The organism is Frigoribacterium faeni (assembly GCF_007988805.1).
Lineage (GTDB): Bacteria > Actinomycetota > Actinomycetes > Actinomycetales > Microbacteriaceae > Frigoribacterium > Frigoribacterium faeni.
This window is the reverse complement of sequence record NZ_BJUV01000029.1, coordinates 13409-36873: the sequence shown is the minus strand read 5'-3', so window position 1 is coordinate 36873 and position 23465 is coordinate 13409. Positions and strand designations below refer to the sequence as shown.

27 protein-coding genes, 1 tRNA gene and 1 pseudogene are annotated in these 23465 nt (G+C 73.1%); 10 read left to right on the top strand and 19 right to left on the bottom strand.

The window, feature by feature from the left end:
• Positions 1–15 precede the first annotated feature (15 nt).
• The 7 genes from FFA01_RS12545 to FFA01_RS12520 form a co-directional block, all read right to left on the bottom strand.
• On the bottom strand, positions 16–504 hold the full coding sequence (locus tag FFA01_RS12545; RefSeq protein WP_146856527.1) for an SRPBCC family protein: 489 nt from the start codon (positions 502–504) through the stop codon (positions 16–18).
• 107 nt (positions 505–611) lie between these two features.
• Complete coding sequence (locus FFA01_RS12540) at positions 612–1589, bottom strand: ribose-phosphate diphosphokinase (protein ID WP_146856526.1); 978 nt, start codon at positions 1587–1589, stop codon at positions 612–614.
• Positions 1590–1631: 42 nt separating this feature from the next.
• Positions 1632–3065, bottom strand: coding sequence for a bifunctional UDP-N-acetylglucosamine diphosphorylase/glucosamine-1-phosphate N-acetyltransferase GlmU (gene glmU, locus FFA01_RS12535; RefSeq protein ID WP_146856525.1), 1434 nt, complete (start codon positions 3063–3065; stop codon positions 1632–1634).
• A gap of 119 nt (positions 3066–3184) precedes the next feature.
• Entirely contained in the window at positions 3185–3673 is a 489-nt protein-coding gene (locus FFA01_RS12530; RefSeq protein ID WP_146856524.1) for a DUF4126 family protein, read from the bottom strand.
• Between the two features lie 328 nt (positions 3674–4001).
• The gene (locus tag FFA01_RS12525; protein ID WP_146856523.1) at positions 4002–4400 is read right to left on the bottom strand and encodes a hypothetical protein; all 399 of its coding nucleotides are present in this window, start codon (positions 4398–4400) and stop codon (positions 4002–4004) included.
• Positions 4401–4504: 104 nt separating this feature from the next.
• Complete coding sequence (locus FFA01_RS15970; protein WP_167627376.1) at positions 4505–4660, bottom strand: hypothetical protein; 156 nt, start codon at positions 4658–4660, stop codon at positions 4505–4507.
• Between the two features lie 73 nt (positions 4661–4733).
• Positions 4734–4808, bottom strand: a tRNA-Gln gene (locus FFA01_RS12520).
• Between the two features lie 65 nt (positions 4809–4873).
• Between FFA01_RS12520 and FFA01_RS12515 the strand changes: the two genes are divergently transcribed.
• Positions 4874–5368 (top strand): MarR family winged helix-turn-helix transcriptional regulator, encoded by a 495-nt coding sequence (locus FFA01_RS12515; protein ID WP_146856522.1) that lies wholly within the window; start codon positions 4874–4876, stop codon positions 5366–5368.
• 80 nt (positions 5369–5448) lie between these two features.
• Here FFA01_RS12515 and FFA01_RS12510 read toward each other — a convergent pair whose 3' ends face one another.
• The 6 genes and pseudogenes from FFA01_RS12510 to FFA01_RS12490 form a co-directional block, all read right to left on the bottom strand.
• Entirely contained in the window at positions 5449–6771 is a 1323-nt protein-coding gene (locus FFA01_RS12510; RefSeq protein ID WP_425545587.1) for an ABC-F family ATP-binding cassette domain-containing protein, read from the bottom strand.
• A gap of 23 nt (positions 6772–6794) precedes the next feature.
• Positions 6795–7197, bottom strand: a pseudogene (locus tag FFA01_RS16490) (ATP-binding cassette domain-containing protein); the annotation flags it as partial.
• Between the two features lie 112 nt (positions 7198–7309).
• On the bottom strand, positions 7310–7801 hold the full coding sequence (locus FFA01_RS12505) for a molybdenum cofactor biosynthesis protein MoaE (RefSeq protein WP_146856520.1): 492 nt from the start codon (positions 7799–7801) through the stop codon (positions 7310–7312).
• Positions 7794–8282, bottom strand: coding sequence for a MogA/MoaB family molybdenum cofactor biosynthesis protein (locus FFA01_RS12500; RefSeq protein WP_146856519.1), 489 nt, complete (start codon positions 8280–8282; stop codon positions 7794–7796). Before FFA01_RS12500 ends, FFA01_RS12505 begins: the two co-directional genes overlap by 8 nt.
• A complete protein-coding gene (moaC, locus tag FFA01_RS12495; RefSeq protein WP_146856518.1) occupies positions 8279–8779 on the bottom strand; it encodes a cyclic pyranopterin monophosphate synthase MoaC in 501 nt (166 codons plus the stop codon). Before moaC ends, FFA01_RS12500 begins: the two co-directional genes overlap by 4 nt.
• Complete coding sequence (locus FFA01_RS12490; RefSeq protein WP_146856517.1) at positions 8772–10022, bottom strand: molybdopterin molybdotransferase MoeA; 1251 nt, start codon at positions 10020–10022, stop codon at positions 8772–8774. The genes moaC and FFA01_RS12490 overlap by 8 nt, the downstream gene beginning before the upstream one ends.
• Before the next feature lie 38 nt (positions 10023–10060).
• On the opposite strand from FFA01_RS12490, the gene FFA01_RS12485 reads away from it, so the two are divergent.
• The 5 genes from FFA01_RS12485 (at position 10061) to FFA01_RS12465 (ending at position 14186) form a co-directional block, all read left to right on the top strand.
• Positions 10061–10939, top strand: coding sequence for an MTAP family purine nucleoside phosphorylase (locus FFA01_RS12485; protein WP_146856516.1), 879 nt, complete (start codon positions 10061–10063; stop codon positions 10937–10939).
• A complete protein-coding gene (locus tag FFA01_RS12480) occupies positions 10936–12036 on the top strand; it encodes an NAD-dependent epimerase/dehydratase family protein (RefSeq protein ID WP_244289831.1) in 1101 nt (366 codons plus the stop codon). Before FFA01_RS12485 ends, FFA01_RS12480 begins: the two co-directional genes overlap by 4 nt.
• A gap of 97 nt (positions 12037–12133) precedes the next feature.
• Complete coding sequence (locus FFA01_RS12475; RefSeq protein WP_146856515.1) at positions 12134–12802, top strand: glycosyltransferase family 2 protein; 669 nt, start codon at positions 12134–12136, stop codon at positions 12800–12802.
• Positions 12799–13488: a TIGR04282 family arsenosugar biosynthesis glycosyltransferase gene (locus tag FFA01_RS16420; protein WP_146856514.1), complete on the top strand. Its 690-nt coding sequence runs from the start codon at positions 12799–12801 to the stop codon at positions 13486–13488. Before FFA01_RS12475 ends, FFA01_RS16420 begins: the two co-directional genes overlap by 4 nt.
• A complete protein-coding gene (locus FFA01_RS12465; protein WP_146856513.1) occupies positions 13485–14186 on the top strand; it encodes a class I SAM-dependent methyltransferase in 702 nt (233 codons plus the stop codon). The genes FFA01_RS16420 and FFA01_RS12465 overlap by 4 nt, the downstream gene beginning before the upstream one ends.
• On the opposite strand, the gene FFA01_RS12460 is transcribed toward FFA01_RS12465, so the two are convergent.
• Together FFA01_RS12460 and FFA01_RS12455 are read right to left on the bottom strand one after the other, a co-directional pair.
• On the bottom strand, positions 14132–14614 hold the full coding sequence (locus FFA01_RS12460; RefSeq protein WP_146856512.1) for a hypothetical protein: 483 nt from the start codon (positions 14612–14614) through the stop codon (positions 14132–14134). The two genes, FFA01_RS12465 and FFA01_RS12460, sit on opposite strands and share 55 nt — an antisense overlap.
• Positions 14611–15945 carry a molybdopterin-dependent oxidoreductase gene (locus tag FFA01_RS12455; protein ID WP_146856511.1) on the bottom strand — a complete coding sequence of 445 codons (1335 nt, stop codon included), beginning with the start codon at positions 15943–15945 and terminating at the stop codon, positions 14611–14613. The genes FFA01_RS12460 and FFA01_RS12455 overlap by 4 nt, the downstream gene beginning before the upstream one ends.
• Before the next feature lie 67 nt (positions 15946–16012).
• On the opposite strand from FFA01_RS12455, the gene FFA01_RS12450 reads away from it, so the two are divergent.
• Genes FFA01_RS12450 through FFA01_RS12440 form a run of 3 tightly spaced genes read left to right on the top strand, consistent with a single transcriptional unit; the run spans position 16013 to position 18890 of the window.
• The gene (locus FFA01_RS12450; protein WP_244289830.1) at positions 16013–17467 is read left to right on the top strand and encodes a glycosyltransferase 87 family protein; all 1455 of its coding nucleotides are present in this window, start codon (positions 16013–16015) and stop codon (positions 17465–17467) included.
• A gap of 9 nt (positions 17468–17476) precedes the next feature.
• Positions 17477–18568 carry a GTP 3',8-cyclase MoaA gene (moaA, locus tag FFA01_RS12445; RefSeq protein WP_146856509.1) on the top strand — a complete coding sequence of 364 codons (1092 nt, stop codon included), beginning with the start codon at positions 17477–17479 and terminating at the stop codon, positions 18566–18568.
• Between the two features lies 1 nt (position 18569).
• Positions 18570–18890: a MoaD/ThiS family protein gene (locus FFA01_RS12440; RefSeq protein ID WP_208720920.1), complete on the top strand. Its 321-nt coding sequence runs from the start codon at positions 18570–18572 to the stop codon at positions 18888–18890.
• 39 nt (positions 18891–18929) lie between these two features.
• Here the strand turns inward: FFA01_RS12440 and FFA01_RS12435 are convergent, their stop codons facing one another.
• Positions 18930–20174, bottom strand: coding sequence for a ThiF family adenylyltransferase (locus FFA01_RS12435; RefSeq protein ID WP_146856508.1), 1245 nt, complete (start codon positions 20172–20174; stop codon positions 18930–18932).
• Between FFA01_RS12435 and FFA01_RS12430 the strand changes: the two genes are divergently transcribed.
• Positions 20173–21867 (top strand): glycosyltransferase family 39 protein, encoded by a 1695-nt coding sequence (locus tag FFA01_RS12430; protein ID WP_146856507.1) that lies wholly within the window; start codon positions 20173–20175, stop codon positions 21865–21867. The two genes, FFA01_RS12435 and FFA01_RS12430, sit on opposite strands and share 2 nt — an antisense overlap.
• A gap of 46 nt (positions 21868–21913) precedes the next feature.
• Here the strand turns inward: FFA01_RS12430 and FFA01_RS12425 are convergent, their stop codons facing one another.
• Genes FFA01_RS12425 through FFA01_RS12415 form a run of 3 tightly spaced genes read right to left on the bottom strand, consistent with a single transcriptional unit; the run spans position 21914 to position 23463 of the window.
• The gene (locus tag FFA01_RS12425) at positions 21914–22852 is read right to left on the bottom strand and encodes a 4-(cytidine 5'-diphospho)-2-C-methyl-D-erythritol kinase (protein WP_146856506.1); all 939 of its coding nucleotides are present in this window, start codon (positions 22850–22852) and stop codon (positions 21914–21916) included.
• Between the two features lie 14 nt (positions 22853–22866).
• A complete protein-coding gene (locus tag FFA01_RS12420) occupies positions 22867–23202 on the bottom strand; it encodes a hypothetical protein (protein ID WP_146856505.1) in 336 nt (111 codons plus the stop codon).
• A gap of 9 nt (positions 23203–23211) precedes the next feature.
• Positions 23212–23463, bottom strand: coding sequence for a hypothetical protein (locus FFA01_RS12415; protein WP_146856504.1), 252 nt, complete (start codon positions 23461–23463; stop codon positions 23212–23214).
• Between the last annotated feature and the right edge of the window lie 2 nt (positions 23464–23465).

Here is a 23465-nt window from a genome sequence, read left to right as displayed (position 1 = left end):
GGGTGCGTCAGGGCGTCAGGCGGGGGCGGGGGTGGCGGCGGCGAGCACCAGGGGGTCCTCGCAGCCTCGGGCGAAGCCCTGGATCCGGCGGTCGATGTCACGCTGCAGCACGACGGCGCCGATGCGCTCGGCCAGAGGGGCGAGCCATCGCGGCCGGCAGGTGAAGTTGTACCGCCAGATCGCCAGGGTGCTGCCGGGGTCGCCCTCCACGGCGCTGAAGCGCCAGCCCCCGCCCATGCGCTCGAAGAACCACGAGCCCTTCGTCATCTTCATCCCGACGTTCGTCGGCGGCGCGTACGACACGTACTCGCTCACCATCCGGAAGCCGAATCGCTGCACGGTGAGCGTCCGAACGCCCTTCGCGGGCCCCGTCGCACCACCGAGCAGGCGCTGACGCCGGATGAAGGGATCCCAGCGCTTGCGCGCCGCACCCTGGGTCTGTGACACCGCGAAGGCGACCTCGGGGCTCACCGGCACGATCAGACGGGATTCGACGACGGGCATGGGCTCATCGTGGCACGACAGGAGGCATGCCGGGAGGAGAGCGCCGAGAGGGGCGACCCCCGCTCGGCTCAGCGGTGGATCGCCCCTCTCGGCGCAGTCGCTCGGGGCTACGCCGCGCCGTCGAACATGCTCGTCACCGAGCCGTTGTCGAAGACCTCGTGGATGGCCCGGGCGATCAGCGGCGCGATCGGCAGGATCTCGAGCTTGTCGAACTTCTGGTGCTCGGTGAGCGGGAGCGTGTCGGTGACGACGACCGAATCGATGAACTCGCTGTTGAGGATCTCGGGCGCGGGGTCGCTGAAGACCGCGTGGGTCGCCGCGACGACGACACCGATGGCACCCGCCGCCTTGAGCGCCTCGGCCGCCTTGACGATGGTGCGACCGGTGTCGATGAGGTCGTCGACGAGCAGGCAGACCCGACCGGCGACCTCGCCGACGATCTCGTGCACGGTGACCTGGTTCGGCACGAGCGGGTCGCGACGCTTGTGGATGATCGCCAGGGGGGCGTCGAGCTTCTCGCTCCAGATGTCGGCGACGCGCACGCGACCCATGTCGGGCGACACGACGGTCAACGTCGAGTTGTCGAGCTTCGCACGGAAGTGCTCGAGGAGCACGGGCATGGCGAAGAGGTGGTCGACGGGGCCGTCGAAGAAGCCCTGGATCTGGGGGGCGTGCAGATCGACGCTCATGATGCGGTGCGCACCGGCGGCCTTGAACAGGTCGGCGACGAGACGGGCCGAGATCGGCTCACGACCGCGACCCTTCTTGTCCTGCCGGGCGTAGGGGTAGAAGGGCGCGACGACCGTGATCCGCTTGGCCGAGGCGCGCTTGAGGGCGTCGACCATGATCAGCTGCTCCATGAGCCACTCGTTGATCGGGGCCGAGTGCGACTGGATGACGAACGCGTCGGACCCGCGGACGCTCTCGTCGAAGCGCGCGTAGAGCTCGCCGTTGGCGAACGTGCGCGCATCGGTCGGGATCAGCTCGGAACCCAGTTCGGACGCGATCTGGTTCGCCAGCTCGGGGTGCGCACGCCCCGAGATCAGAACGAGTCGGTTCTCGCCGGTGATCTTGATTCCGGACACGTCACTCGCTCTCCGGCCCCGAGGGGCCAACCCGACCGGGGTTCAGTCGGTCGTTCGTTCGGCACGAGCGGCGGCCTCGGCAGCCGCGGAGTCGGGGCGGTTCGCCTCGACCCATCCGCTCGCATTGCGCTGTGGAGCGATGCTCAGCGCCAAGGCACCGGCCGGCACGTCTTTGCGGACGACCGTTCCTGCACCTGAGTACGCTCCGTCGCCAATCCTAACCGGGGCGACGAAGACGTTGTGCGACCCGGTGCGCACGTGCGACCCCACCTGGGTGCGGTGCTTGTTCACGCCGTCGTAGTTGGCGGTGATGGTGCCGGCCCCGATGTTGGAGTCCCGGCCGACCTCGGTGTCGCCGATGTAGCTGAGGTGGGGCACCTTGGAGCCGTCGCCGATCTCGGCGTTCTTGGTCTCGACGAAGGTGCCGATCTTGCCGGCCACGCCGAGCACGGTGCCGGGCCGGAGGTACGAGAACGGACCGACGGAGGCGCGGGCGCCGATCACCGCGAGCGTCGCGTCGGTGCGCGTGACGACCGCGCCCTCGCCCACCTCGGTGTCGACGAGGGTCGTGTCGGGTCCGACGACTGCGCCGGCGGCGATGTACGTGGCGCCCTTCAGCTGGGTGCCCGGGAGGATCTCGACGTCGGCGCTGAGCGAGACGTCGCGGTCGATCCAGGTGGTCTGCGGGTCGACGACGGTGACACCGGCGCGCTGCCAGTGCTCGACGATGCGGTCGTTGAGGCGCCGGGCCGCAGCGGCGAGCTGGACCCGGTCGTTGATGCCCTCGATGCGCCAGGCGTCGTCGACGACGCGGGCGCCGACCTTCTCGTCGGCTGCGGTGAGCAGGCCCACCATGTCGGTGACGTACTTCTCGTTCTGCGCGTTGGCCGAGCCGATGCGAGGCAGGTGCGTGCGCAGCGCGGAGACGGTGAACACGTAGGTGCCGGAGTTGATCTCGCCGAGGGCGCGCTCGGCCTCGTCGGCGTCCTTGTGCTCGACGATGCGGTCGACGTCGCCACCCGCCCGACGGACCACGCGCCCGTAACCGGTCGCGTCGGCGAGTACCGCCGACAGCAGCGTGGCCGCGGCGCCGTCGCCGCGGTGCTGATGCAGGAGGTCGGCCAGGGTGCCGTGGTCGAGCAGAGGGACGTCGGCGCTGACCACGACGACGTCGCCGTCGAAGTCGGCGGGGAGGGCGGCCACGGCCTGCTCGACGGCGCGGCCCGTGCCGGGGGTCTCGTCCTGGTCGACGATGAGCGCAGCGGGGCTGCTCTCGAGCACGCTGGCGACCACGAGGTCGCGCTCGTGCCGGACGACGGCCACGAGGTGGTCGGGCGACAGCGCACCCGCCGTCTCGAGCACGTGCTGGATCAGGGGCAGCCCCGCCAGACGGTGCAGCACCTTCGGCGTCGCGGACTTCATGCGCGTGCCCTGCCCTGCGGCGAGGACGATGACGGCGAGGCGGCGTTCAGGCATGGTGCTCCTTGGTGAGGGGGTGCGTGATCATCTGGAATTCTGTCATGGGCGGCCGAGGAGGCGCGGGTCCCCTCCTCCGATCGGTGGCGGAGGCGGACAGCCGCGCGTCTGTGCGGGGATCAGCGAGAGCGGACGACGGCGACGCTGCCCGAGACCGCGACGGCGTCCTCCACGAGCGCCACGGCGAGGTCGGGCAGCCCGCTCTTCTCGACGACGGCCTTCCGCGCCAGGTAGAACAGCCAGCTCCCGGCGACGGCGCCCGCGGCGCCGACGACGGCTCCGGCCACCGGGCTGCCGCCCCGCCCCGTGCCGCTCATCGCGATCCCCGCGACGGCACCGGAGACGGCGCGCCCGAACAGAGGCCCCAGGCCGACGCGGCTCGGCGTCGCGGGCAGCTTGTCGCCTACGAGCTCGCCGGCTCCGGCGGCCACGGACGCCAGGCGGCCGAGGGGTGAACGGAACAGGCGCCAGCGCTGCCACGGGCCCCGTGCCTCCTCGGCATGGTGGTTCAGGGCGAGCACGGCGAGCGGGGTCGCGGAGCGCGAGCCGCTGAGGAGGCCGAGGAGCGTGGCGCGGGCGAGAGGCGGGAGGGTGCGGGTGGTCGACATGGCGGGTCCTCGTCGTCGGGGTGCCGGCGCGACCGGCGGGTGAGACCGCAGGCTATCGACGAGAGCCCGTCGATGTCCGGTGCGCGCGTCTGCTCGCCCGGCTCCTCGAGCTCGACGGGATCGACCTGAGTGCACGGGGACAGGGCGTCGGTGCTGTAGCCGCGCTCGTCGGCCACGAAGTCGATGGACGTCCCCGAACCCCGGATGCCACGTCCTTCGCCTGGTCCGTCTCCACAGGCCGCCCTCCCCTGTCGGCGTCCGCCCCTGCGCATCCGGAGAGCATCAACGACACGGACGCCGGGTGAGACCGCAACCCGTCGATCCCCGACTACTCGCCGTCGTTCTGCAGCTGGGCGGCGTCACCCTCGACGCACGCCGAGAGCCCGCTGACGCTGTACATCCGAGCGTCGGCCAGGAAGTCGAGCGAGCCGGCCGCCTCCTCGTCGCCGCGCACTCCGAGGATGGGGTCGTCGCCTCCGCTCTCGTAGCGCTCGGTCGTCAGGCCTCGATCTCGCCAGAGACCGTCCACGGCGGCCACGTCGGCCTCCGGGTCGGAGCCACCGGGTCTCAGCGTCGTGATGTACGAGTACGAGGCGCCGTCGCTTCCGTCCGACATCGTGCAACCCTCGACGGCGGGGCCGCTGTAGACGTCCCACTCACCGCCCAGGGCGTCGCTCGTGTCGTCGACGATCGTGACGACAGCGTCCTTCGCGCCGTTCGCGTTCACAGTGTCCTCTCCTGCGCTGCACCCGGAGAGCATCAAGGTGGCCACGATCATGGTCGCGACCGGTGTGGCGGACCGGTCCGTTCGTCTTCTGGGCAGGGGCATGGTCAGTACTGTGATCCCATCGAATCGAGGAGGCCCTGCTCGAGCAGGGTCGACCCGAGCGGCGTGTACTCCGTCATCCGCTCCCCCCTGTCCCGTCGTGGCGAACCCGCCGCCTCGGGCCGGTCCGCCGCCCCGACGTCGAATTCGATGGTCGCCATGTCATCCCCCCGATGAGCACGCGGACGCGTGCGAGACGACACTATCGATCCGCCAGGCGAAGACCGACCGTTCTGGCTCCGCCACCAGGATTCGAACCTGGACCTAACAGCTCCAAAGGCTGTCGTGCTGCCGTTACACCATGGCGGACCGCGCTCACGCGCCCCACCAGTCTGCCAGACCCGTCCCCGCCGCCCGGTCGTCATAATGGTCAGATGCCCGAGCAGGACGAGGTCGACCGGATCGTCGAGGCGTGGCGCCACGAGCGGCCCGACCTCGACTTCGCGCCTCTGCACGTCCTGTCGCGCGTCGGCCGGCTCGCGAAGCACCTCGACCGGGCCCGTCGCGAGGCGTTCCAGGCCAGCGACCTCGAGTCGTGGGAGTTCGACGTGCTCTCCGCCCTGCGCCGCGCGGGCGACCCCTACCAGCTGAGCCCCAAGACCCTGCTGCAGCAGACCCTCGTCTCGAGCGGCGCCATGACCAACCGCATCGACCGCCTCCTCACCCGGGGGCTCGTCGAGCGCCGCACCGATCCGAACGACGGACGGGGCATCCTCGTCACGATGACCGCCGAGGGGCGCCGAGCAGTCGACGCCGCCATCGAGCGGCTCGTGGCCGCTGAGGACGCCCTGCTCAGCGACCTCGACGTCGACGATCGACGTCAGCTGTCCGACCTGCTCCGCACGCTCAGCCTGACCCTCGGCGGCTGACCGGACGAGCCCCGGCGGCCGGCGCCCGGTCGCCGAGGAGGCGCGGCGCGGCCCGACCTCGCGGCCGGACGCCCCGAGGACTAGGCCAGCAGCTCGCTCAGCTCGAGCCAGCGCACCTCGAGCTCGGCCGTCTTGTGGTCGAGAGTCGTGAGCCTGGCCTGCAGCGCGGCGAGCCCGTCGAAGTCGGACTGGTCGAAGGTGGCGAACTGCGCCAGCAGCGACTCCCGCTCGCCGGCGGACTTGGCGAGCTTGCGGTCGATCGACCCGAGCTCCTTCTCGGCGTTGCGCTTCTCGGCGCCCGACAGCCCCGAGGCGGCGGCGGAGGCCGCCACGGAGGACTGCGCGCCCTGGACGGCCGTCGGGCGGTCCGTCGCGCCTCCCTGGTGGTCCGTCGCCTGCTTGCGCAGCTGCAGGTACTGGTCCACGCCGCCCGGCAGGTGGCGGAAGCGCCCGTCGAGCACCGCGTACTGCTGGTCGGTGACGCGCTCGAGCAGGTACCGGTCGTGCGAGACGACCAGGAGCGTGCCGGGCCAGCCGTCGAGGAGGTCCTCCATGGCGGCGAGCATGTCGGTGTCGAGGTCGTTGGTGGGCTCGTCGAGGATGAGCACGTTCGGCTCGTTCAGCAGGATGAGCAGGAACTGCAGGCGGCGCTTCTGACCGCCCGACAGGTCCTTGATGGGCGTCTGCAGCTGCGCGCTGGTGAACCCCAGGCGCTCGAGCAGCTGCCCGGGCGTCATCTCCTTGCCGGCGGTCACGTACGAGGTGCGCTGGCGGCCGATCACGTCGTTGACCCGCTCGTGCGCGACCTCGTGCAGGTCGGCGAGCTGCTGGTCGAGGATCGCGAACTTGACCGTCTTGCCCTGCTTCACCCGACCCTCGGTGGGGGCGATGACCCCGGTGACGACCTTGAGCAGCGTGGACTTGCCGGCGCCGTTGACGCCGAGCACGCCGGTCCGCTCGCCGGGCGCGATGCGCCACTCGACGCCCTGCAGCACGCGCTTGTCGCCGAACGAGACGCCGACCTCGACCAGGTCGACGACGTCCTTCCCGAGGCGGGCGGTCGCCATCTGCGACAGCTGCACCGCGTCGCGCACGGGGGGCTCGTTCGCGATCAGCTCGTTGGCGGCGTCGATGCGGAACTTGGGCTTGGTCGAGCGGGCCGGGGCGCCGCGACGCAGCCAGGCGAGCTCCTTGCGCATCAGGTTCTGGCGCTTCGACTCGCTGGCCGAGGCCATCCGGTCGCGCTCGACGCGCTGCAGCACGTAGGCGGCGTAGCCGCCCTCGAAGGGCTCGACGATGCCGTCGTGGACCTCCCACGTGTCCGTGGAGACCTCGTCGAGGAACCACCGGTCGTGGGTCACGACGACGAGCGCGCCGGAGTTCGTCGACCAGCGGCGCTTCAGGTGCTGGGCCAGCCAGGCGACGCCCTCGACGTCGAGGTGGTTGGTGGGCTCGTCGAGGAAGAGGACGTCCCAGTCGCCGACCAGCAGGGTCGCGAGGGCGACCCGTCGGCGCTGACCGCCCGAGAGATCCTCGACCCGCGCCTCCCACGGGATGTCGGTGGCCAGACCGGAGATGACGTCGCGGATGCGCGCGTCGCCGGCCCACTCGTGCTCGTCGCGGTCGCCCACGATCAGGCTGCCGACGGTGGAGCCCTCCGGCAGCACGTCGCGCTGGTCGAGCATGCCGATGGTGAGGCCGCGGCGGGTCGTCACCCGCCCGTCGTCCGGTTCGAGCCGACCGGCGAGCACGGACATGAGGGTCGACTTGCCGTCGCCGTTGCGGCCGACGACGCCGATGCGCGAGCCCTCGTCGATGCCGAGGGTCACCCCGTCGAGGACGACCTTGGTCGGGAATTCGAGACGGAGGTTTTCTGCGCCGAGTAGATGAGCCACCCCAGAAGCGTAGACGGCTCGCGCTGGGCGACCGACGTGGGGGGCGTCAGCCGAGCGACGCCGTCCACTCGTCGGAGCCGTCGGCGAACTCCTGGCGCTTCCAGATGGGGGTGCGGGCCTTGACCTCGTCGACGAGCGCCGAGCAGGCGGCGAACGCCTCGGCCCGGTGCGCCGAGGCGACGGCGCAGGCCAGGGCGACGTCGCCGATGCCGAGGTCGCCGTAGCGGTGCTCGACGGCGATCGCGACCGCCGGGTGCGCCTCGGCCACGGCGAGGGCGACCTCGCGGATGACCTCGGTCGCGCTCGGGTGCGCCTCGTAGTGCAGCGCCGTGACGCCGCGCCCGTCGTCGTGGTCGCGGACCACGCCCTCGAAGGTCACGACCGCCCCGGAGGCGCGGCTCGCCACGAGCGCGGAGCAGTCGGCCACCGAGAGGGGCGCGTCGACCACCCGGGCCCGCAGCACGCGGTCGGCCGCAGGGGAAGCCGGAGCGGCGGCGGCAGAGTCGTCAGAAGGGGAAGCGGCGGCGGCGTCAGTCATGCGAGCCTCCGGCGAGCTGGTCGATGACGTGGTCGACGAGGCCGTCGAGCACAACGAGGCCGTCGCGCACTCCCCCGCGCGACCCGGGCAGGTTGACGACGAAGGTGCGGCCGGCCACGCCGGCGACCCCGCGGGAGAGCACCGCGAGTGGCGTGGCGGAGACCCCGCGGCGGCGGAGCTCGTCGGCGACGCCCGGCAGCTGCCGGTCGAGCAGCGGCGCCGTCTGCTCGGGGGTGGCGTCGGTGGGCGAGACGCCCGTTCCGCCCGTGGTGACGATCACGTCGGGCGACGACGCCAGGGCCTCGGCGAGCGCCCGGCCGACCGGTTCGCCGTCGGCCACGACGACCGGCGGCGCGACGTCGTAGAGGCGCTTCTCGAACCACTCGCGGATGACGGGCCCGGTCAGGTCGTCGGCCCGACCGGCGGCGGCGCGGGTCGAGGCGACGATCACGACGGCGCGGCGGACGGGGAGGGTCGTCATCGCGACCAGTCCCCCGACTTGCCGCCCTGCTTCGCGAGCACGCGGACGTCGTGGATCTCGGCGAGCGGGTCGACGGCCTTGATCATGTCGTAGAGGGTGAGGGCGGCGATGCTGGCGGCGGTCAGCGCCTCCATCTCGACGCCGGTCCTGCCGTGCGTCTTGACCCGGGCGAGCACCGTCACGTCGGTCTCGCCGATCTCGAAGTCGACGGTGATCGACCCGATCGGCAGCGGGTGGCAGAGCGGGATGAGCGACGAGGTCCGCTTCGCGCCCATGATGCCGGCGATGCGGGCCGTGCCCAGCGCCTCGCCCTTGGGCAGGCTGCCCTCGGCGAGCCGGGTGACGACGTCGGCACGGGTGGTCAGCCGCGCCTGGGCCGTCGCGACGCGGGTGGTCTCGGCCTTCGCCGTGACGTCGACCATGTGCGCCGTGCCGTCGTCGCGGACGTGGGTGAGCCCGGGAGGCGCGGTGTCGTCGGGCAGGTCGCGGTCAGTCATCGAGGGCCCACACTACGACGTCGTCTCCGTCTTCGACCCGGTCGACTCCGACCGGGACGTGGACGAGCACGGTCGCCTTCGCGTGACTGGCCAGGAGGTGCGAGCTCGGACCGCCGACGAAGGCGACCCGACCGTCGACGTCGAGGCGACCCCGACGCAGCTGGTGCTTGCCGACCGGCGAGTCGGCGGACTCGGCCATCGCGGCCGTCCGTTCGGATCGCGCAGCGCCGACCCCGGTCGCGGCCTGCAGCAGCGGCCGCAGGAAGACCTCGAAGGACACGAGCGCGCTGACGGGGTTGCCGGGGAAGCACACCGCGGGCAGCGTCCGGTCGTGCACCGTCAGCGTGCCCCGCCCCTGCGGACCGCCGGGCTGCATCGCGACCGACTCGAAGACGACTCCGGAGGCCTCGAAGGCGTCGCGGACCACCTCGTAGGCCCCGGCGCTGACGCCGCCGGTCGTGACGACCAGATCGACGTCGTCGGCGTGACGGGCCACCGTCGCCAGCAGGGACGCGGCGTCGTCGGTGACCCGCGCGGGGACGACCTCGACGCCGACGTCGGCGAGGGCCGCGGCGAGCGCCGCCCCGTTCGCGTCGTGGATCGCCCCGGGGGCGAGCTCGCTGCCGGCGGCGGCGAGCTCCTCGCCGGTCGACACGAGGAGGAGGCGCGGGCGGCGCCGGACGGGCACCTCGCCGAGTCCCGCGGCGGCGAGGACGCCCCAGCGCGCGGGGGTGAGCACGGTGCCGGCCGCGAGCAGGAGGCTGCCCCGCGGGACGTCCGTGCCCGCGGCGCGGACGAAGGCGCCGGCGGCGACGGGGCCCCGGACCGTCACGCGCGCGTCGGCGCCCTCGGCGGGGAACGACGGCGGGTCGACCTGCTCGACCGGGATCACGGCGTCGGCACCGTCGGGCACGGCGGCGCCGGTCATGATCGGGGCGGCCGTGCCCGGTCGGAGGGCGTCGCCGACGCGTCCGGCCGGGATGCGCGCGACGACGCGCAGCGTCGAGACGGCCGCGTCGGCGAGATCGAGCGACGACACCGCGAAGCCGTCCATCTGCGAGTTGGCGAACGGCGGCAGGTCGATGGGGGCGAGGACGTCGGCCGCGAGCTCCCGGCGCCGGTAGCGATCGGGGGCGGCGGCGATGCTCGACGGGTCGACGGCCAGGCGTTCGATCGGACGGGCCTCCAGAGCGGCTCGGACCAGCTGGGCGACGTCGTTCTGGTGCTGGTCGATGGTGCGCACGCGGTTCCTCTCGGGCTGTCGCCAGTAGCGTAGCGGGGGTGACCGACACCACCGCCTCCTCGTCCCCGCCCCGCGTCGACGTCGCCGTCATCGGCGGCTCCGGCCTCTACTCCCTGTTCGCGCCGGGCACGGCGACGAGCCACACCGTCGCGACGCCGTACGGGCCGACCTCGAGCGAGGTCACCGTGGGCGAGCTCGGCGGCAAGCGCGTCGCGTTCCTCACCCGCCACGGCGCGGGCCACTCGGTGCCGCCGCATCGCATCGACTTCCGGGCGAACGTCTGGGCGCTCGCCTCGCTCGGGGCGAAGGCGATCGTCTCGTCGTCGGCCGTGGGCGGCGTCAGCCCCGAGTACCCGCCGGGGACCATGGTCGTCACCGACCAGTTCATCGACCGCACGTGGGGCCGCCCCGACACGTTCTACGACGTGGAGGGGTCGGTGCAGCACCTCGTGGCCGCCGACCCGTTCGACCCCACCCTCCGGGCCGCGGCCGTCGAGGCGCTCCGGGCGCAGGGCGAGCCGTTCGCCGAGACCGGCACCTGCGTCGTGATCCAGGGGCCGCGCTTCTCCACCCGGGCCGAATCGCTCTGGTTCCGCGCCGCCGGGGCCCACACCATCAACATGACGATGTATCCCGAGGTGCCCCTGACCCTCGAGCTCGGCATGGGCGCCGTCAACATCTCGTTCGTGACGGACAGCGACGCGGGCATCTCGCCCGAGGAGGGTCCGGACGACGACGCCGTCAGCCACCAGCTGGTGATGGACCGCCTCGCGGCCGCCCAGCCCCGCATCGTCGCGGCCATCGAGTCGATCGTGGCGGCGCTGCCCGCCGACTACGAGCCGCGCGAGCTCATCCCCGCCGACGCCGTCGCCGCAGTGCTGGCCCGCCCCGTCGCGGCACGACGGACCGCGCTGTGACCGACACGGGCGCCGACGGGGCCGCGGCGCGCCTCCCCGGCCTGCTGCTGGTCACCGGTGGTGCCGGGTTCATCGGCTCGGCCGTCGTCGAGCAGGCCCTCGGGCGCGGGTGGCGCGTGCGGGTGCTCGACTCGCTGCGCGCCGACGTGCACGGCGGCGCCCCCGCCCTCGACGAGCGGGTCGACTTCGTGCACGGCGACGTGCGCGACGCCGACGTCGTCGACGCCGCGCTGATCGGAGTCGACGCCGTCTGCCATCAGGCGGCGAAGGTCGGCCTCGGCGTCGACTTCCAGGACGCCCCCGACTACGTGTCGTCGAACGAGCTCGGCACCGCCGTCGTGCTCGCCGCGATGGATCGAGCGGGCATCGACCGGCTGGTCGTCGCGTCGTCGATGGTCGTCTACGGCGAGGGCAGCTACCGCACCCGCGACGGCAGCACCGAGCGCCCCGCGCCGCGCCGCATCGCGGACCTCGACGCCGGCGTCTTCGACCCGCGCGACGAGTCGGGCGATCTGCTCGAGCCGCAGCTGATCGCCGAGGACGCCCCTCTCGACCCCCGCAACGTCTACGCGATCACGAAGCTGACCCAGGAGCACCTGTCCACCTCGTGGGCCCGCAGCACCGGGGGTCGCGCCGCGGCCCTGCGCTATCACAACGTGTACGGACCGGGCATGCCGCAGAACACCCCCTACGCCGGGGTCGCCTCGTTGTTCCGCTCGGCGCTCGAACGGGGCGAGGCCCCCCGCGTCTTCGAGGACGGCGCGCAGCGGCGCGACTTCGTCCATGTGCGCGACATCGCGTCGGCCAACCTCGCCGCGCTCGAGTGGACGGCCGAGCAGCAGCCCGACACGTTCCGCGCCTTCAACGTCGGCAGCGGCGCCGTCCACACCATCGGCGAGATGGCCGCCGCCCTGGCTCGCGAGGCCGGCGGTCCCGAGCCCGTCGTCACCGGCGAGTACCGCGCCGGCGACGTCCGCCATGTGACGGCCTCGTCGGCCCGCCTGCGCGACGAGCTGGACTGGGAGCCGGGCGTGACGTTCGAGCAGGGCATGCGCGAGTTCGCGACCGCCCCGCTGCGCGCCGCCGTCACCGGCTGAGCGGACGGACGCGGGGAGGCGCGGCTCGTCCACCGGGACCGCCCCACTTCGAGGGCTCCCATCACCTTCATGGCGGCGCGTCCGTACAGTCGGGAGGATGAGCACTCCCCTGGTCGACGTCGTGCTCCCGTGTCTCGATGAGGCGGGAGCGCTCCCCTGGGTGCTCGGCCGCCTCCCCGAGGGCTGGCACGCGATCGTGGTCGACAACGGATCGACCGACGGATCGGCCCGGATCGCGGCCGAGCACGGCGCGACGGTGGTGCACGAGTCGCGGCGCGGGTTCGGCTCCGCGGCCCACGCCGGCCTCGAAGCCGCCACCGCGCCCTACGTCGCGTTCTGCGATGCCGACGCCTCGATGGACCCCGCCGATCTCGCCGCTCTGGCGGCCCCCGTCATCGCCGGCGACGCCGACCTCGTGCTGGGTCGCCGCCGGCCCACCATGCGGGGCGCCTGGCCGCTGCACGCCCGCTTCGCGAACCTCGTGCTCGCACGTCTGATGCGGCGGGCCAGCGGGGTCTCCCTGCACGACCTCGGCCCGATGCGCGTCGCGCGTCGAGAGGGCCTGCTCGCCCTCGACCTGAGGGATCGACGGAGCGGCTACCCGCTCGAGATGGTGCTCCGCGCCTCCGAGGCCGGGTGGCGGATCGTCGAACAGGACGCGCCGTACTCGCCCCGCGTCGGTCGCAGCAAGGTCACCGGGACGATCCGCGGCACCACGGTCGCCGTGCAGGACATGTCCCGTCTGCTCCGCGAGGCCGGCCGATGACCACCATCGTCGTGATCGCGAAGGAGACGATCCCCGGCCGGGTGAAGACGCGCCTCCACCCTCCGCTGAGCCTCGAGCAGGCGGCGGACGTCGCGGCCGCCGCCATCCAGGACACCCTCGCGGTGGCCTCCGCCCTGCCCGCCACCCGACGCGTCCTGCTCTTCGACGGCAACCGAACCCCGCCCGGCTCCGAACAGTTCGATGTGATCCCTCAGATCGGTGGCGACCTCGACGCACGGCTCGGCGCCCTCTTCGACGAGGTCGACGGCCCGACCGTGCTCATCGGGATGGACACCCCGCAGGTGACGGTCGAGACCCTCGCCCCGGTGTTCGACCGGTGGACCGACGACGTCGACGCCTGGTTCGGACCGGCCAACGACGGCGGCTTCTGGGCTCTCGGCCTGGCCCGACCGACCGGGGACCTCCTGCGCGGCGTGCCGATGTCGCGCGACGACACCGGTGCGCACCAGCTCCGACGACTGGCCGACGCCGGGCTGCGGGTGCGGATGCTGCCCGAGCTCGTCGACGTCGACACCATCGACGACGCCCGTCTCGTCGCCGCCACCGCACCGCGGAGCCGCTTCGCGGCCGCCCTCCGGCTCGCCGACACCGCCATCCCATCGTCCCCCACCCCCGCCGAGTTCCCGATGCCGGCCCGCTCGAACACCGAGGAGTCCCGCCCGTGACACTCACCGCCGACACCCACCCCATCGCCACCTTCGGCTCCGGCGGGGGCGAGCCGTACGCCAGGGCGCTCCGCCGCGAGGGCCTCCTGCAGCTCGTCCGGGCCGACGCGACTCCCGCGCCGACGACGGAGCGGACCTCCGACGACGAGCCCTTCGACGTCGCCCGCTGGAGCGCAGCCGCCGACGCCGCCGACCTCACGACGCTCGACGGAGCCGGGTCGGTGCTCGACATCGGCTGCGGCCCGGCGCGCATGGTGCGCGCCGCCGTCGCCCGCGGGCTCCACGTCCTGGGAATCGACGTGTCCGAGACCGCGGTGGCGATGGCCGCCGACGCGGGCCTCCCCGTGGCCGCCGGCTCGGTCTTCGACCCGCTCGAGGACGAGGGCCGCTGGGACGTCGCCCTGCTGCTCGACGGCAACATCGGCATCGGCGGCGACCCGTCCGTCCTGCTCGCCCGCTGCGCCGAGGTGGTCGCGACGGACGGCTCGGTCGTCGTCGAGACCGCGCCCGACGCGGGGGTCGACGACGTCTACGACGCCCAGGTCGTCGACGACCAGGGCCTCAGCAGCGCGACCTTCCCCTGGGCCGAGGTCGGTCGCGAGGCGCTGCACGTGCACGCCCGAGCCGCCGGCCTGCGGGTCGCTCAGACCTGGTCGGTCGACTCGCGCACCTTCTGCCGCCTCGTCCACACGAGGTAGCCGGCGACGACGGCCGCGGTGATCACCGCGATCACCAGCCACATGGCGCCCAGGCGTCCCGCGTAGTCGAACGGGAGGACCGTGTCGTTGCGCGGGCCCTTCGCCTTCGCGACGATCTCGGGGACGACGATCAGCGACAGGATCGCCCCGACCACGACGGCCGACTGCACCATCACGATCACGGCCGCCGGCACACGGCGGCCGGTCCGGCGCACCACCAGTCCGACGCCGACCACGATCGGCGCGATGACCGCGTCGTGCACGATCACCGAGCCGATCAGCCAGATCAGCAGGCCGGTGTACCGGGTCGGGCTCACGGTGTCGACGAGCACGAAGCCGCCGAGGCCGATCAGGGCGACGCCGAGGGCGAGCAGGACACCGCGCGTGACGCGCACCCCGCGCCCTCCGGCTGCTCGGGACGTGCTCATCGGATCACCTCGATCGTGGTCAGCCATTTGGTCTGCAGCACGCCGGGGCGCCCGGGCGCGATGACCCGCGCCGGGTAGCCGTGGTCGATGCTGAGTCGTTCGCCGTTGAGCTCGAGCGCGACGAGGGTCAGGGGATCGGTCGCGTACTCGGACCCCATCAGCATGACGCGGTACCCCCCGCGCTCCTCGAGGCTGGTGAACCGGAGCCGGGCGTCGGACGGCGCATCGACCATCGCCATGAGGTCGACGAGTCGGACCCCGCGCCAGCGCCCGGTCTGACTCCAGCCCTCGACGCAGGAGATGGGCAGGGCCTCGTCGTTCTGGGTCATGGCCGTGAGGTCGTCGGCGCTGAAGGCGAGCGAGCGGTCGCCGTTCGACACGGTCAGTCGCCAGTCGGGCGCCATGGCGCTCTCGAGCACCTTCGCGGCGGCCGCCGTCCGGTTGATCGGCAGATCGTTCGGCCCGATGCCGCGCTGCCGCGGGGCGAACGCGTTGAACGGCTCGAGGGCCGTGAACGACTGCCCGGCGGTGAGCACGACCGCGCCACCGGTGGCGACGCCGATCGCGCCGAAGAACCCTCGGCGCGAGAGTCGGGTGCGGCGGGGATCGTCGTCGCCCTCGTGCGCCGTGTCGATCCAGTGCGTGACCCGCCCGACCACGCCCCGGGGCCGAGGAGGCGCGGTGCCGGTGTCCGAGGCGACCCGCGCCTCCTGCCGGCTGCGTCGGGCCGACAGCTCGCGGGTGGCGACGAACTCGGCCTGGGCGGGGTCGAGGTCGCCGTGCGGCTCCACGAACACGCCGTCGGCGTCGTAGCTGTCGCGGGCCCGCCAGTACCGCGTGATGAGCGGCAGCTTGACGGCGATGTGGATCGCGAGCGACCCGATGATGACGAACGAGAGGGCGAAGTGCACCTGCCGGAACGGGAACGGCCACGGGTAGTACTGGAACGTGTTCAGGAGGCCCGTGACCAGCTGCAGGACCGAGGCCGCCACGAACAGGGCGATGGAGGCGCGCTCGAGCACCTGCACCGGGTGACGCACCGGCGGGTACTGGAACAGCTGCGGGAACACCGCGTGCAGCTTGCCGAACAGCAGCGGGATGCAGGCGATGCCCGCGGTGATGTGGACGCCCTGGCTGACCTGGTAGAGCCAGACGGGCCGGGTCGGGAACCGCATCCAGTCGGCGGGCTCCTGCAGGAAGTGGCTGTACAGGCCGGTCAGCAGGCAGACGAGGAACGCGAGGCCCAGCAGCCGCCCGAGCACCGTCGCCGTCCGGGCGTTCCGCGTCGGCGAGGTCGCCGCGTGGCGGAGGGTGAAGAGCAGGCTTCTCATGACGGTTCGTTCCGTTGTCGGACCGGCCGCCTCGGACACCCGGCTGGGCGTCCGACAGACTGGTCTCGTGCGTACTCTATTCGCGGCCGTGGCCGTCAGCGGTTTGGCCGTGGCCGTCGGCTGGGGTCTGCTGACGCTCGGATTCGTCGCGAAGGAGACCCGACCCGACTTCGTCTACTGGACGACCGCGTGCTGGGTGCTCTTCGCCGTCGCCGTGCTGCTGCTGCGCCGGGTCCCGGCCCGGGCCGTCACCGCCCTCGTGCTGATCGGCTCCGCCCTGGTCGGCGGAGCCGCGCTGCTCAGCCCGCCGAACACCAGCACCGACCCGGCGCGCTACGCCTGGGACGGCATCGTGCAGACGGAGGGCGTCTCGCCCTACGAGTACACCCCCGAGGCCGGCGAGCTGCGCGATCTGCGGCCCGAGTGGATCTTCCCGCCCGCCGCCGAGTTCACCCGCGACGACGGCACGATCGGGCTCCGCTGCGGCCAGGAGACCCGTCAGATCCACCGGGGCTACGACACCGAGACCGGCGACGTGGTCTGCACGGCCATCAACCGGCCCGACGTGCCCACCATCTACCCGCCGACCGCCGAACTGTACTTCTGGGCCGTGCGCGCCGTGGTCGGCCCCGACGCCGAGTTCGCGCCGTTGCAGGTGCTCGGCCTCGTCATGGTGCTCGCCACGACGGCGGCCCTGCTCGTGGCCCTCCGGCGCCGCGGCCTCGATCCGCGCTGGGCCGCGCTCTGGGGCTGGTGCCCGCTCGTCTTCAGCGAGGGCGTCACCAACTCGCACGTCGACCTGCTCGGCGGGGTGCTCGTGCTCGCCGCGTCGCTCCTCGTCTCGACGCGGCGGCGCTGGCGCGGCGGCATCGCGCTCGGCGCCGCCATCGCGACCAAGCTGATCCCCGTCATCGCCGCCCCCGCGCTGCTGCGCCGCCAGCCGCACAAGGTGATCGTCGGCGCGATCGTCACCTTCGCGGTGCTCTACGTGCCGTACGTCCTCTCGACGGGCATCGCCGTGCTCGGCTACCTGCCGGGCTATCTCACCGAGGAGGGCTACGAGGACGGCAGCCGGTTCGCCCTCGTGTCGGCCTGGCTGCCCGACTCGTGGGCCACCCCGGCGGTCGTGCTGATCGTCGGCGTGACCGGGCTGCTCGTCTGGCTGAAGACCGACCCCGACGACCCCTGGCTCGGCCAGCTCGTGATGATCGGGGTCACCCTCGCCGCGGTCAGCCCGCGCTACCCCTGGTACGCCCTCCTGCTCGTGCCGTTCGTCGCCATGACGGGGCGCGGGGAATGGCTCGCGATCCCCGTCGCCCTGCTCGTCAGGCAGCTCGAGCCCGGCCTCGCCCTGCAGCGCTCGTCGCTGGCCACGGCCCTGCTGGTCGTCGTGCTCGTCTCGCTGTGGCGGGCCCGGCCGGGGTTCGCCGACCGCCTCCTCGACGGTCTCGCCGACGACGGACGGCGGCTGCGACGACTCGTCTCGCGACGACGGCGCGCGATTCCGGCCGACGGGGCTTAACCTCGACAGATGACCGTCTCACTCGGACTGCCCACGATGCCCGGTCGGGCCGATGACACCGTCACCGTCCCGCGCCCCGGCTCCGACACGGCCCCCGGGCTGCTCGACCGGTTCGGCCGCACGGCCACCGATCTGCGCGTCTCGCTGACCGACAAGTGCAACCTGCGGTGCACGTACTGCATGCCCGCCGACGGCCTGCCCGCCCTGCCCCGCGAGCAGGCGCTCGACGCGGACGAGATCGTGCGGCTCGTCGAGATCGGGGTGCGCCTCCTCGGCATCCGCCAGGTCCGGTTCACCGGGGGCGAGCCGCTGCTGCGCGCCGACCTGATCGACATCGTCCGTCGCGTCGCGGCGCTCGAGCCCCGCCCCGAGGTCTCGCTGACCACCAACGCGATCGGCCTCGCGCACCGCGCCCAGGCGCTCGCCGACGCCGGCCTCGACCGCGTCAACGTCTCGCTCGACTCGCTGCACGCCGAGACCTTCATGAAGGTCTCGCGTCGGCCGTTCCTCGACAAGGTGCTCGCCGGCGTCGACGCCGCGGCCGCCGCCGGGCTCACCCCGGTCAAGATCAACGCCGTGCTGCTGCCCGGGGTGAACGACCACGAGGCGCCCGACCTGCTCGCCTGGGCCCTGCGCGGCGGGCACGAGCTGCGGTTCATCGAGCAGATGCCGCTGGACGCCGATCGGAGCTGGGACCGCGCCTCCTTCGTCACCTCGCGCGACATCCATTCGCTGATCGCCACCCGCTTCGACCTCAGCCCCACCGACATCGAGCGGGACGGCGCCCCCGCCGAGCTGTTCGACGCGGTCGGACGCGGCGACGACGCCGGGCTCAGCGGACGGGTCGGCATCATCGCCTCGGTCAGCGAGCCGTTCTGCGCCGACTGCCGCCGGACGCGAATGACCGCGGAGGGCGGCATCCGCAGCTGCCTGTTCAGCGGCGGCGAGACCGGTCTCCGCGACCTGCTGCGCGACGGCGCGAGCGACGACGAGCTCGCCGACGCCTGGCGCGGCGCGATGTGGGCCAAGCCCTCGGGCCACGGCATCGACGACCCCGACTTCGTGCAACCCGCCCGCACCATGAGCGCCATCGGAGGCTGACGTGACCACCACCCACCCGACTCCCGCGACGGCCTCCCTTGTCGAGTCCGCCTCGGTGACCGCGACCCTGCGCTTCTTCGCCGCCGCCCGCGCCGCCGTGGGCCGCGACGAGCAGCACGTCGTCGTGCCGGCCGGCGAGCACCCCACCGTCGGGCGTCTGCTGACCGAGGTCCGTCCGGTCGAGGGGATGTCGGCCGCGGACTTCCGCGACGTGCTGCTGCGCTGCTCGTTCCTGGTCGACGGACTCACCACGCGCGACCGCGAGCAGCTCGTCTCCGACGGTGCCGTCGTCGACGTCATGCCGCCCTTCGCCGGGGGCTAGGACCGGCTCGATCGGCCCGACCTTCCCGGCTCTCGCGCCTCAGACCCGGGTCGCGAGCTGCCAGCCGAGCATGCCGCCGTGCAGCACGGACACGTCGTAGCCGTCGGCGGCCAGGAGGTCGGCCGCCGCCCGTGCCCGTGGACCCCTGGCGCAGTAGACGACCACGCGCCGCTCCGGGTCGAGCTCGGGACGCTGCCGGGTCCGCGTGCCGAAGCCGGGTGCCGGCAGGTCGCCGTCGATGTGGGCGAAGTCGTGCTCGTCGACCTCGCGGACGTCGAGCAGGGTGAAGTCGGCGTCTCCGGCGGCGCGGGCCGCGAGCAACGTCGACAACTCCGGCGATCCGATGTCGGGGCCCACGCTGCGCGCACGAGAGGCTCGATCGCCTGAGTTGCCGACGGCGACGGCGACGGCGTCGGAGCCGGTGGCCGAGGAGGCGCGGCGCGCGGCGTTCGCCGTGGCCCGGGCCTCGGCACGGTGCGGCGCCCGGGCCAGCCTGCTCTCGCGCCAGGTCGCCGAGAGCGCGTCCACCGTCACCACCCGGCCGAGCAGCGGCTCGCCCACGCCGGTGATCAGCTTGATCGCCTCGCTCGCCATGGCCGTGCCGACGGTGCCGCAGAGCGGCCCGAGCACCCCGACGTCGGCGCAGGACTCGTCCCAGCCGGAGGCGGGAGGCGCGGGGTGCAGATCGCGGTAGTCGACCGCGCGGCCGTCGGGCGCGTCGTCCCAGAAGACGCTGAACTGCCCGTCGTAGCGGTTGACGCTGCCCCACACGACGGGGAGACCACGGGCCGCGGCCTCGTCGGCGACCGTGTAGCAGGTGTCGAACGAGTCGCTGCCGTCGATCACGAGGTCGTAGTCGTCGAGCAGCGCCGCGTTCTCGGCGGACAGTCGCAGCGGGTGCACCACGACGGCGACCTCGGGCGCGGCCGACCGCACCCAGTCGGCGGCCGCGCGCGCCTTCGGCACCCCGATCTGGTCGGGGCGGAAGAGCACCTGACGTTGTAGGTTCGACAGGTCGACGACGTCGTCGTCGACGATCCCCAGCGTTCCGACACCGGACGATGCGAGATAGTTGATCACCGGAGCGCCGAGTCCCCCGGCGCCCACGACGAGCACCCGCGCGGCCAGCAGACGGCTCTGCGCATCGAGGCCGAACCCCGGCAGTCGCACACTCCGCGAGTAACGGGGCGACGACTCGTGCGCCGATCCATCCGCAGCCCCGGGCGACCGATCGGGCGCAGACGACGCCGACACCGACGAGACGAGAGGGGGCAGAGACGACATGGCAGACCTCCTGAGACCGCGTGCGGGTGACGCGTCGTCCACTGTAACCGCGCCTCCCGACCCGGCCCGACCGTCGTCGGACGGCGGACCGCTCCGTCGCCTGCTCGGCCGCCGGCACGCCGACGCCGTCCTGATCGGACTCCTCGGGGCGCTCGTCTCGGGCGCGTTCCTCTGGGTGCCCTCCGTCTGGTACGACGAGGCGGCGACCGTCGTGTCCGCCACGCGCTCGTGGAGCCAGCTCTGGGCCATGATCCAGACCGTCGACCTCGTGCACGCCGCCTACTACGCCGCGATGCACCTCTGGTTCGACGTGTTCCCGTACTCGCCCGTCTCGCTGCGCGTGCCGAGCGCGCTCGTCACCGGGGTCGCCGCCGGGCTCACGGTGGCCCTCACGCGCATCCTGGTCGATCGACGCACCTCGATCGTCGCGGGGCTCCTGTTCGTGCTGCTGCCGCGGGTCACCTGGATGGGCGGCGAGGGACGCTCGTACGCCCTCTCGGCGATGCTCGCGGTCGCGCTCACGCTCGTGCTCGTCGTCGCCGCCCGACGGACGTCCGAGTCCGGCGCCGACCGCACCCACCGCTCCGTGGTCGGCTGGTGGGTCGCCTACGGCGTGCTGGCCGTCGTCTCGGCCGCGTTCTTCCTGTACCTGGCTCTGCTGGTCGTCGGGCACGCCGTCACCATGCTGGTGCGGGTGCTGCGCGACCGGCACGACCAGCGCCTCGAGCGGGCCCGGGTGGACGAGTGGGCCCGCACCGGCTCCGTCGCGGTCGTGCCCGCCGCCGGCGCGCGTCTGAGCGTGCGGTCGTCGCGTCGCGCCCTGCTGGGCTGGTTCGTCGGCGCCGCCGTCGCGGGGCTGGCCAGCCTCCCGCTGGCCTGGTTCATCGCCTCGCAGAACTCGCAGATCAGCTGGATCGAGCGACCGACGTTCGGCACCGTCCGCTCGGTGCTCGTGACGCAGTGGTTCTACCAGAACGAGAGCTTCGCGATCTTCGCCCTGCTCTGCGCGGGCGCGAGCATCGTGGTGCTCTCGCTGCGCCTCGTGCCCGCGGCGCGCGGCTTCGCCGAGGTCGTGCTGCCGTGGATGATCGTGCCGACCGTGGGGCTCGTCGTCGTGTCGCTCGTCGTCAGCCCGCTGTACTCCCCCCGGTACCTCACCTTCGGGACCCCGGCCATCGCGATGACGATGGCCGTGGCCGTCGCCGCGATCCGTTGGCGGCGCGTCGTGGCCGCCGTCGTGGTCGTCGCCCTGCTGCTGACGGCGCCGACCTACGTCTCCCAGCGGCAGCCCGAGGCGAAGGACTCGTCGGCCTGGAACCAGGTCGCCGCGCTGATCGCCCGCGAACGCGCCGACGAGCCGGCCGGCACCGAGGAGGGCGTCGTCTTCGGACCGGTCCGCCGCCACCCCAAGGCCACCTCGCGCATCATCCAGGACACCTACCCGGCCGCGTTCGAGGGCATGTCCGACTTCACGCTCGAGACGCCCGGGGCCGAGACCGACGGCCTGTGGGAGGTCCAGCACCCGCTCGGCGACGTGCTCGACCGCACCGACGGCCTCGACGTCGTCTGGCTCGTCACGAGCGACCGGCAGGACTGGCGGCCGCGGGTGACCGAGCAGCTCGCCTCGAAGGGGTTCCGCCTCGACGACGAGTGGAACCTGACCCGCACGAACGTGCTGCGCTACGTGCGCTGACGCCGACGCCGACTGTGTCGGCCGTCCGATCCGCTCCGGGCGGCCTCTAGTCGGAGATGACGCGGGCGCCGTGCACCGGCCCCGTGGCCCGGACGACCGAGAGCCGCGCCGCGCTCAGGGCTATCTGCAGTTCGAGGGCGCCGTCGAGGTCGGGTGCCAGGAACGCGACGGTGGGACCCGAGCCCGAGACGAGTCCGGCGAGGGCGCCGTTGCTCTCGCCGATCTCGAGCACGCGGGCGAGACCCGGCTCGAGGTGCAGGGCCGGCGCCTGGAGGTCGTTGTGCATGGAGTCGGCCAGCATGCCCGGGTCACCCGCGCGCAGCGCCTGGAGCACCCCCGTGTCGACCACGGGCTGACGGACCGGCGAGATGTCGCCCGAATGCCGTCGGCGGTGCTCGTCGAGCTCGCGGTAGACCGTCGGCGTCGACAGGCCGAAGTCGGCGAGGGCGAGCACCCACTGGAAGGTGCCCTTGGCCAGGGCGGGACTGAGCTCGTCGCCCCTGCCGGTGCCGATGGCGGTGCCGCCGGCGAAGGCGAACGGCACGTCGGCACCCAGTTCGGCGGCGAGGTGCAGGAGGTCGTCGCGGCCGAGCCCCGTGCCCCAGAGGGCGTCGCAGGCCAGCAGGGTCGCGGCCGCGTCCGCCGAGCCGCCGCCCATGCCGCCCGCGACGGGGACGTTCTTGTCGATGCGCAGCTGGACGCCGCCGCGGTAGCCGGTGGTGGTGGCGAGGAGGCGCGCGGCGCGGATCGCGAGGTTGCTCGCGTCGGTCGGCACGCCGGACACGTCGACGGCGGCGCCCCCGGTGACGTGCACCGAGAAGTCGTCGGCGTGCCGGGCCCGGACGTCCTCGTAGAGGGAGACGGCCTGGTAGGCGGTCGCGAGCTCGTGGTACCCGTCGTCCTGCAGGTCGCCGACGGCAAGGTAGACGTTGATCTTGCCGGGCGCACGGGTGTGGACCACGGTCGGGTTGGCCACGGAGGTCATACCCCCCAACCTAGTCAGTTCTGGCGATCCCCCATGACCTCGACGGCCCGCGTCAGGGCCTCTCGGACCGGCTGCACCCGCTCGGGGAGGCGCAGGTGGCCCTGGGTGAGGGTGACGGAGCACTTGCCGTCGGACGCGGGGACGACCCGCACCACCAGGGTGTCGCCGTTCGACAGCCCCCATTCGGCCGTCGGGCGGGTCGCGGAACGGCTCGTCGCCGTCGGCGCTCCCCCGGTGTAGCCGGTCAGCCGATCGACGACGAGGTCGAGCAGGTCGAGGGGCCCGCCGCGCAGACTGCGGTCGACGGACACCGCGAACGAGCCGTCGGCCTGCTGCCCGGGCAGGGGCATGCCGCGTTCCTACTCGTAGCGGACGGTGATGCCCTGGGCCCACCACGAGGCGACCTCGAACCGGTCGACGAGGAGGCGCGCGATCTGCTCGTGCGACAGTCGCGTCGCCGAGACCCCGTCGAGGATCGCGAACCACTCGAGCGCGCTCCGGCCCGTGCCCGAGCCCAGTCGCGCGTCGCTGATCCGCTGCGGGGCGGCGGACCGCTCCGGGGGCCGATCGGACGACGTGCCGTCCGACGGACGTCGCCGGCGACCGGGCACGG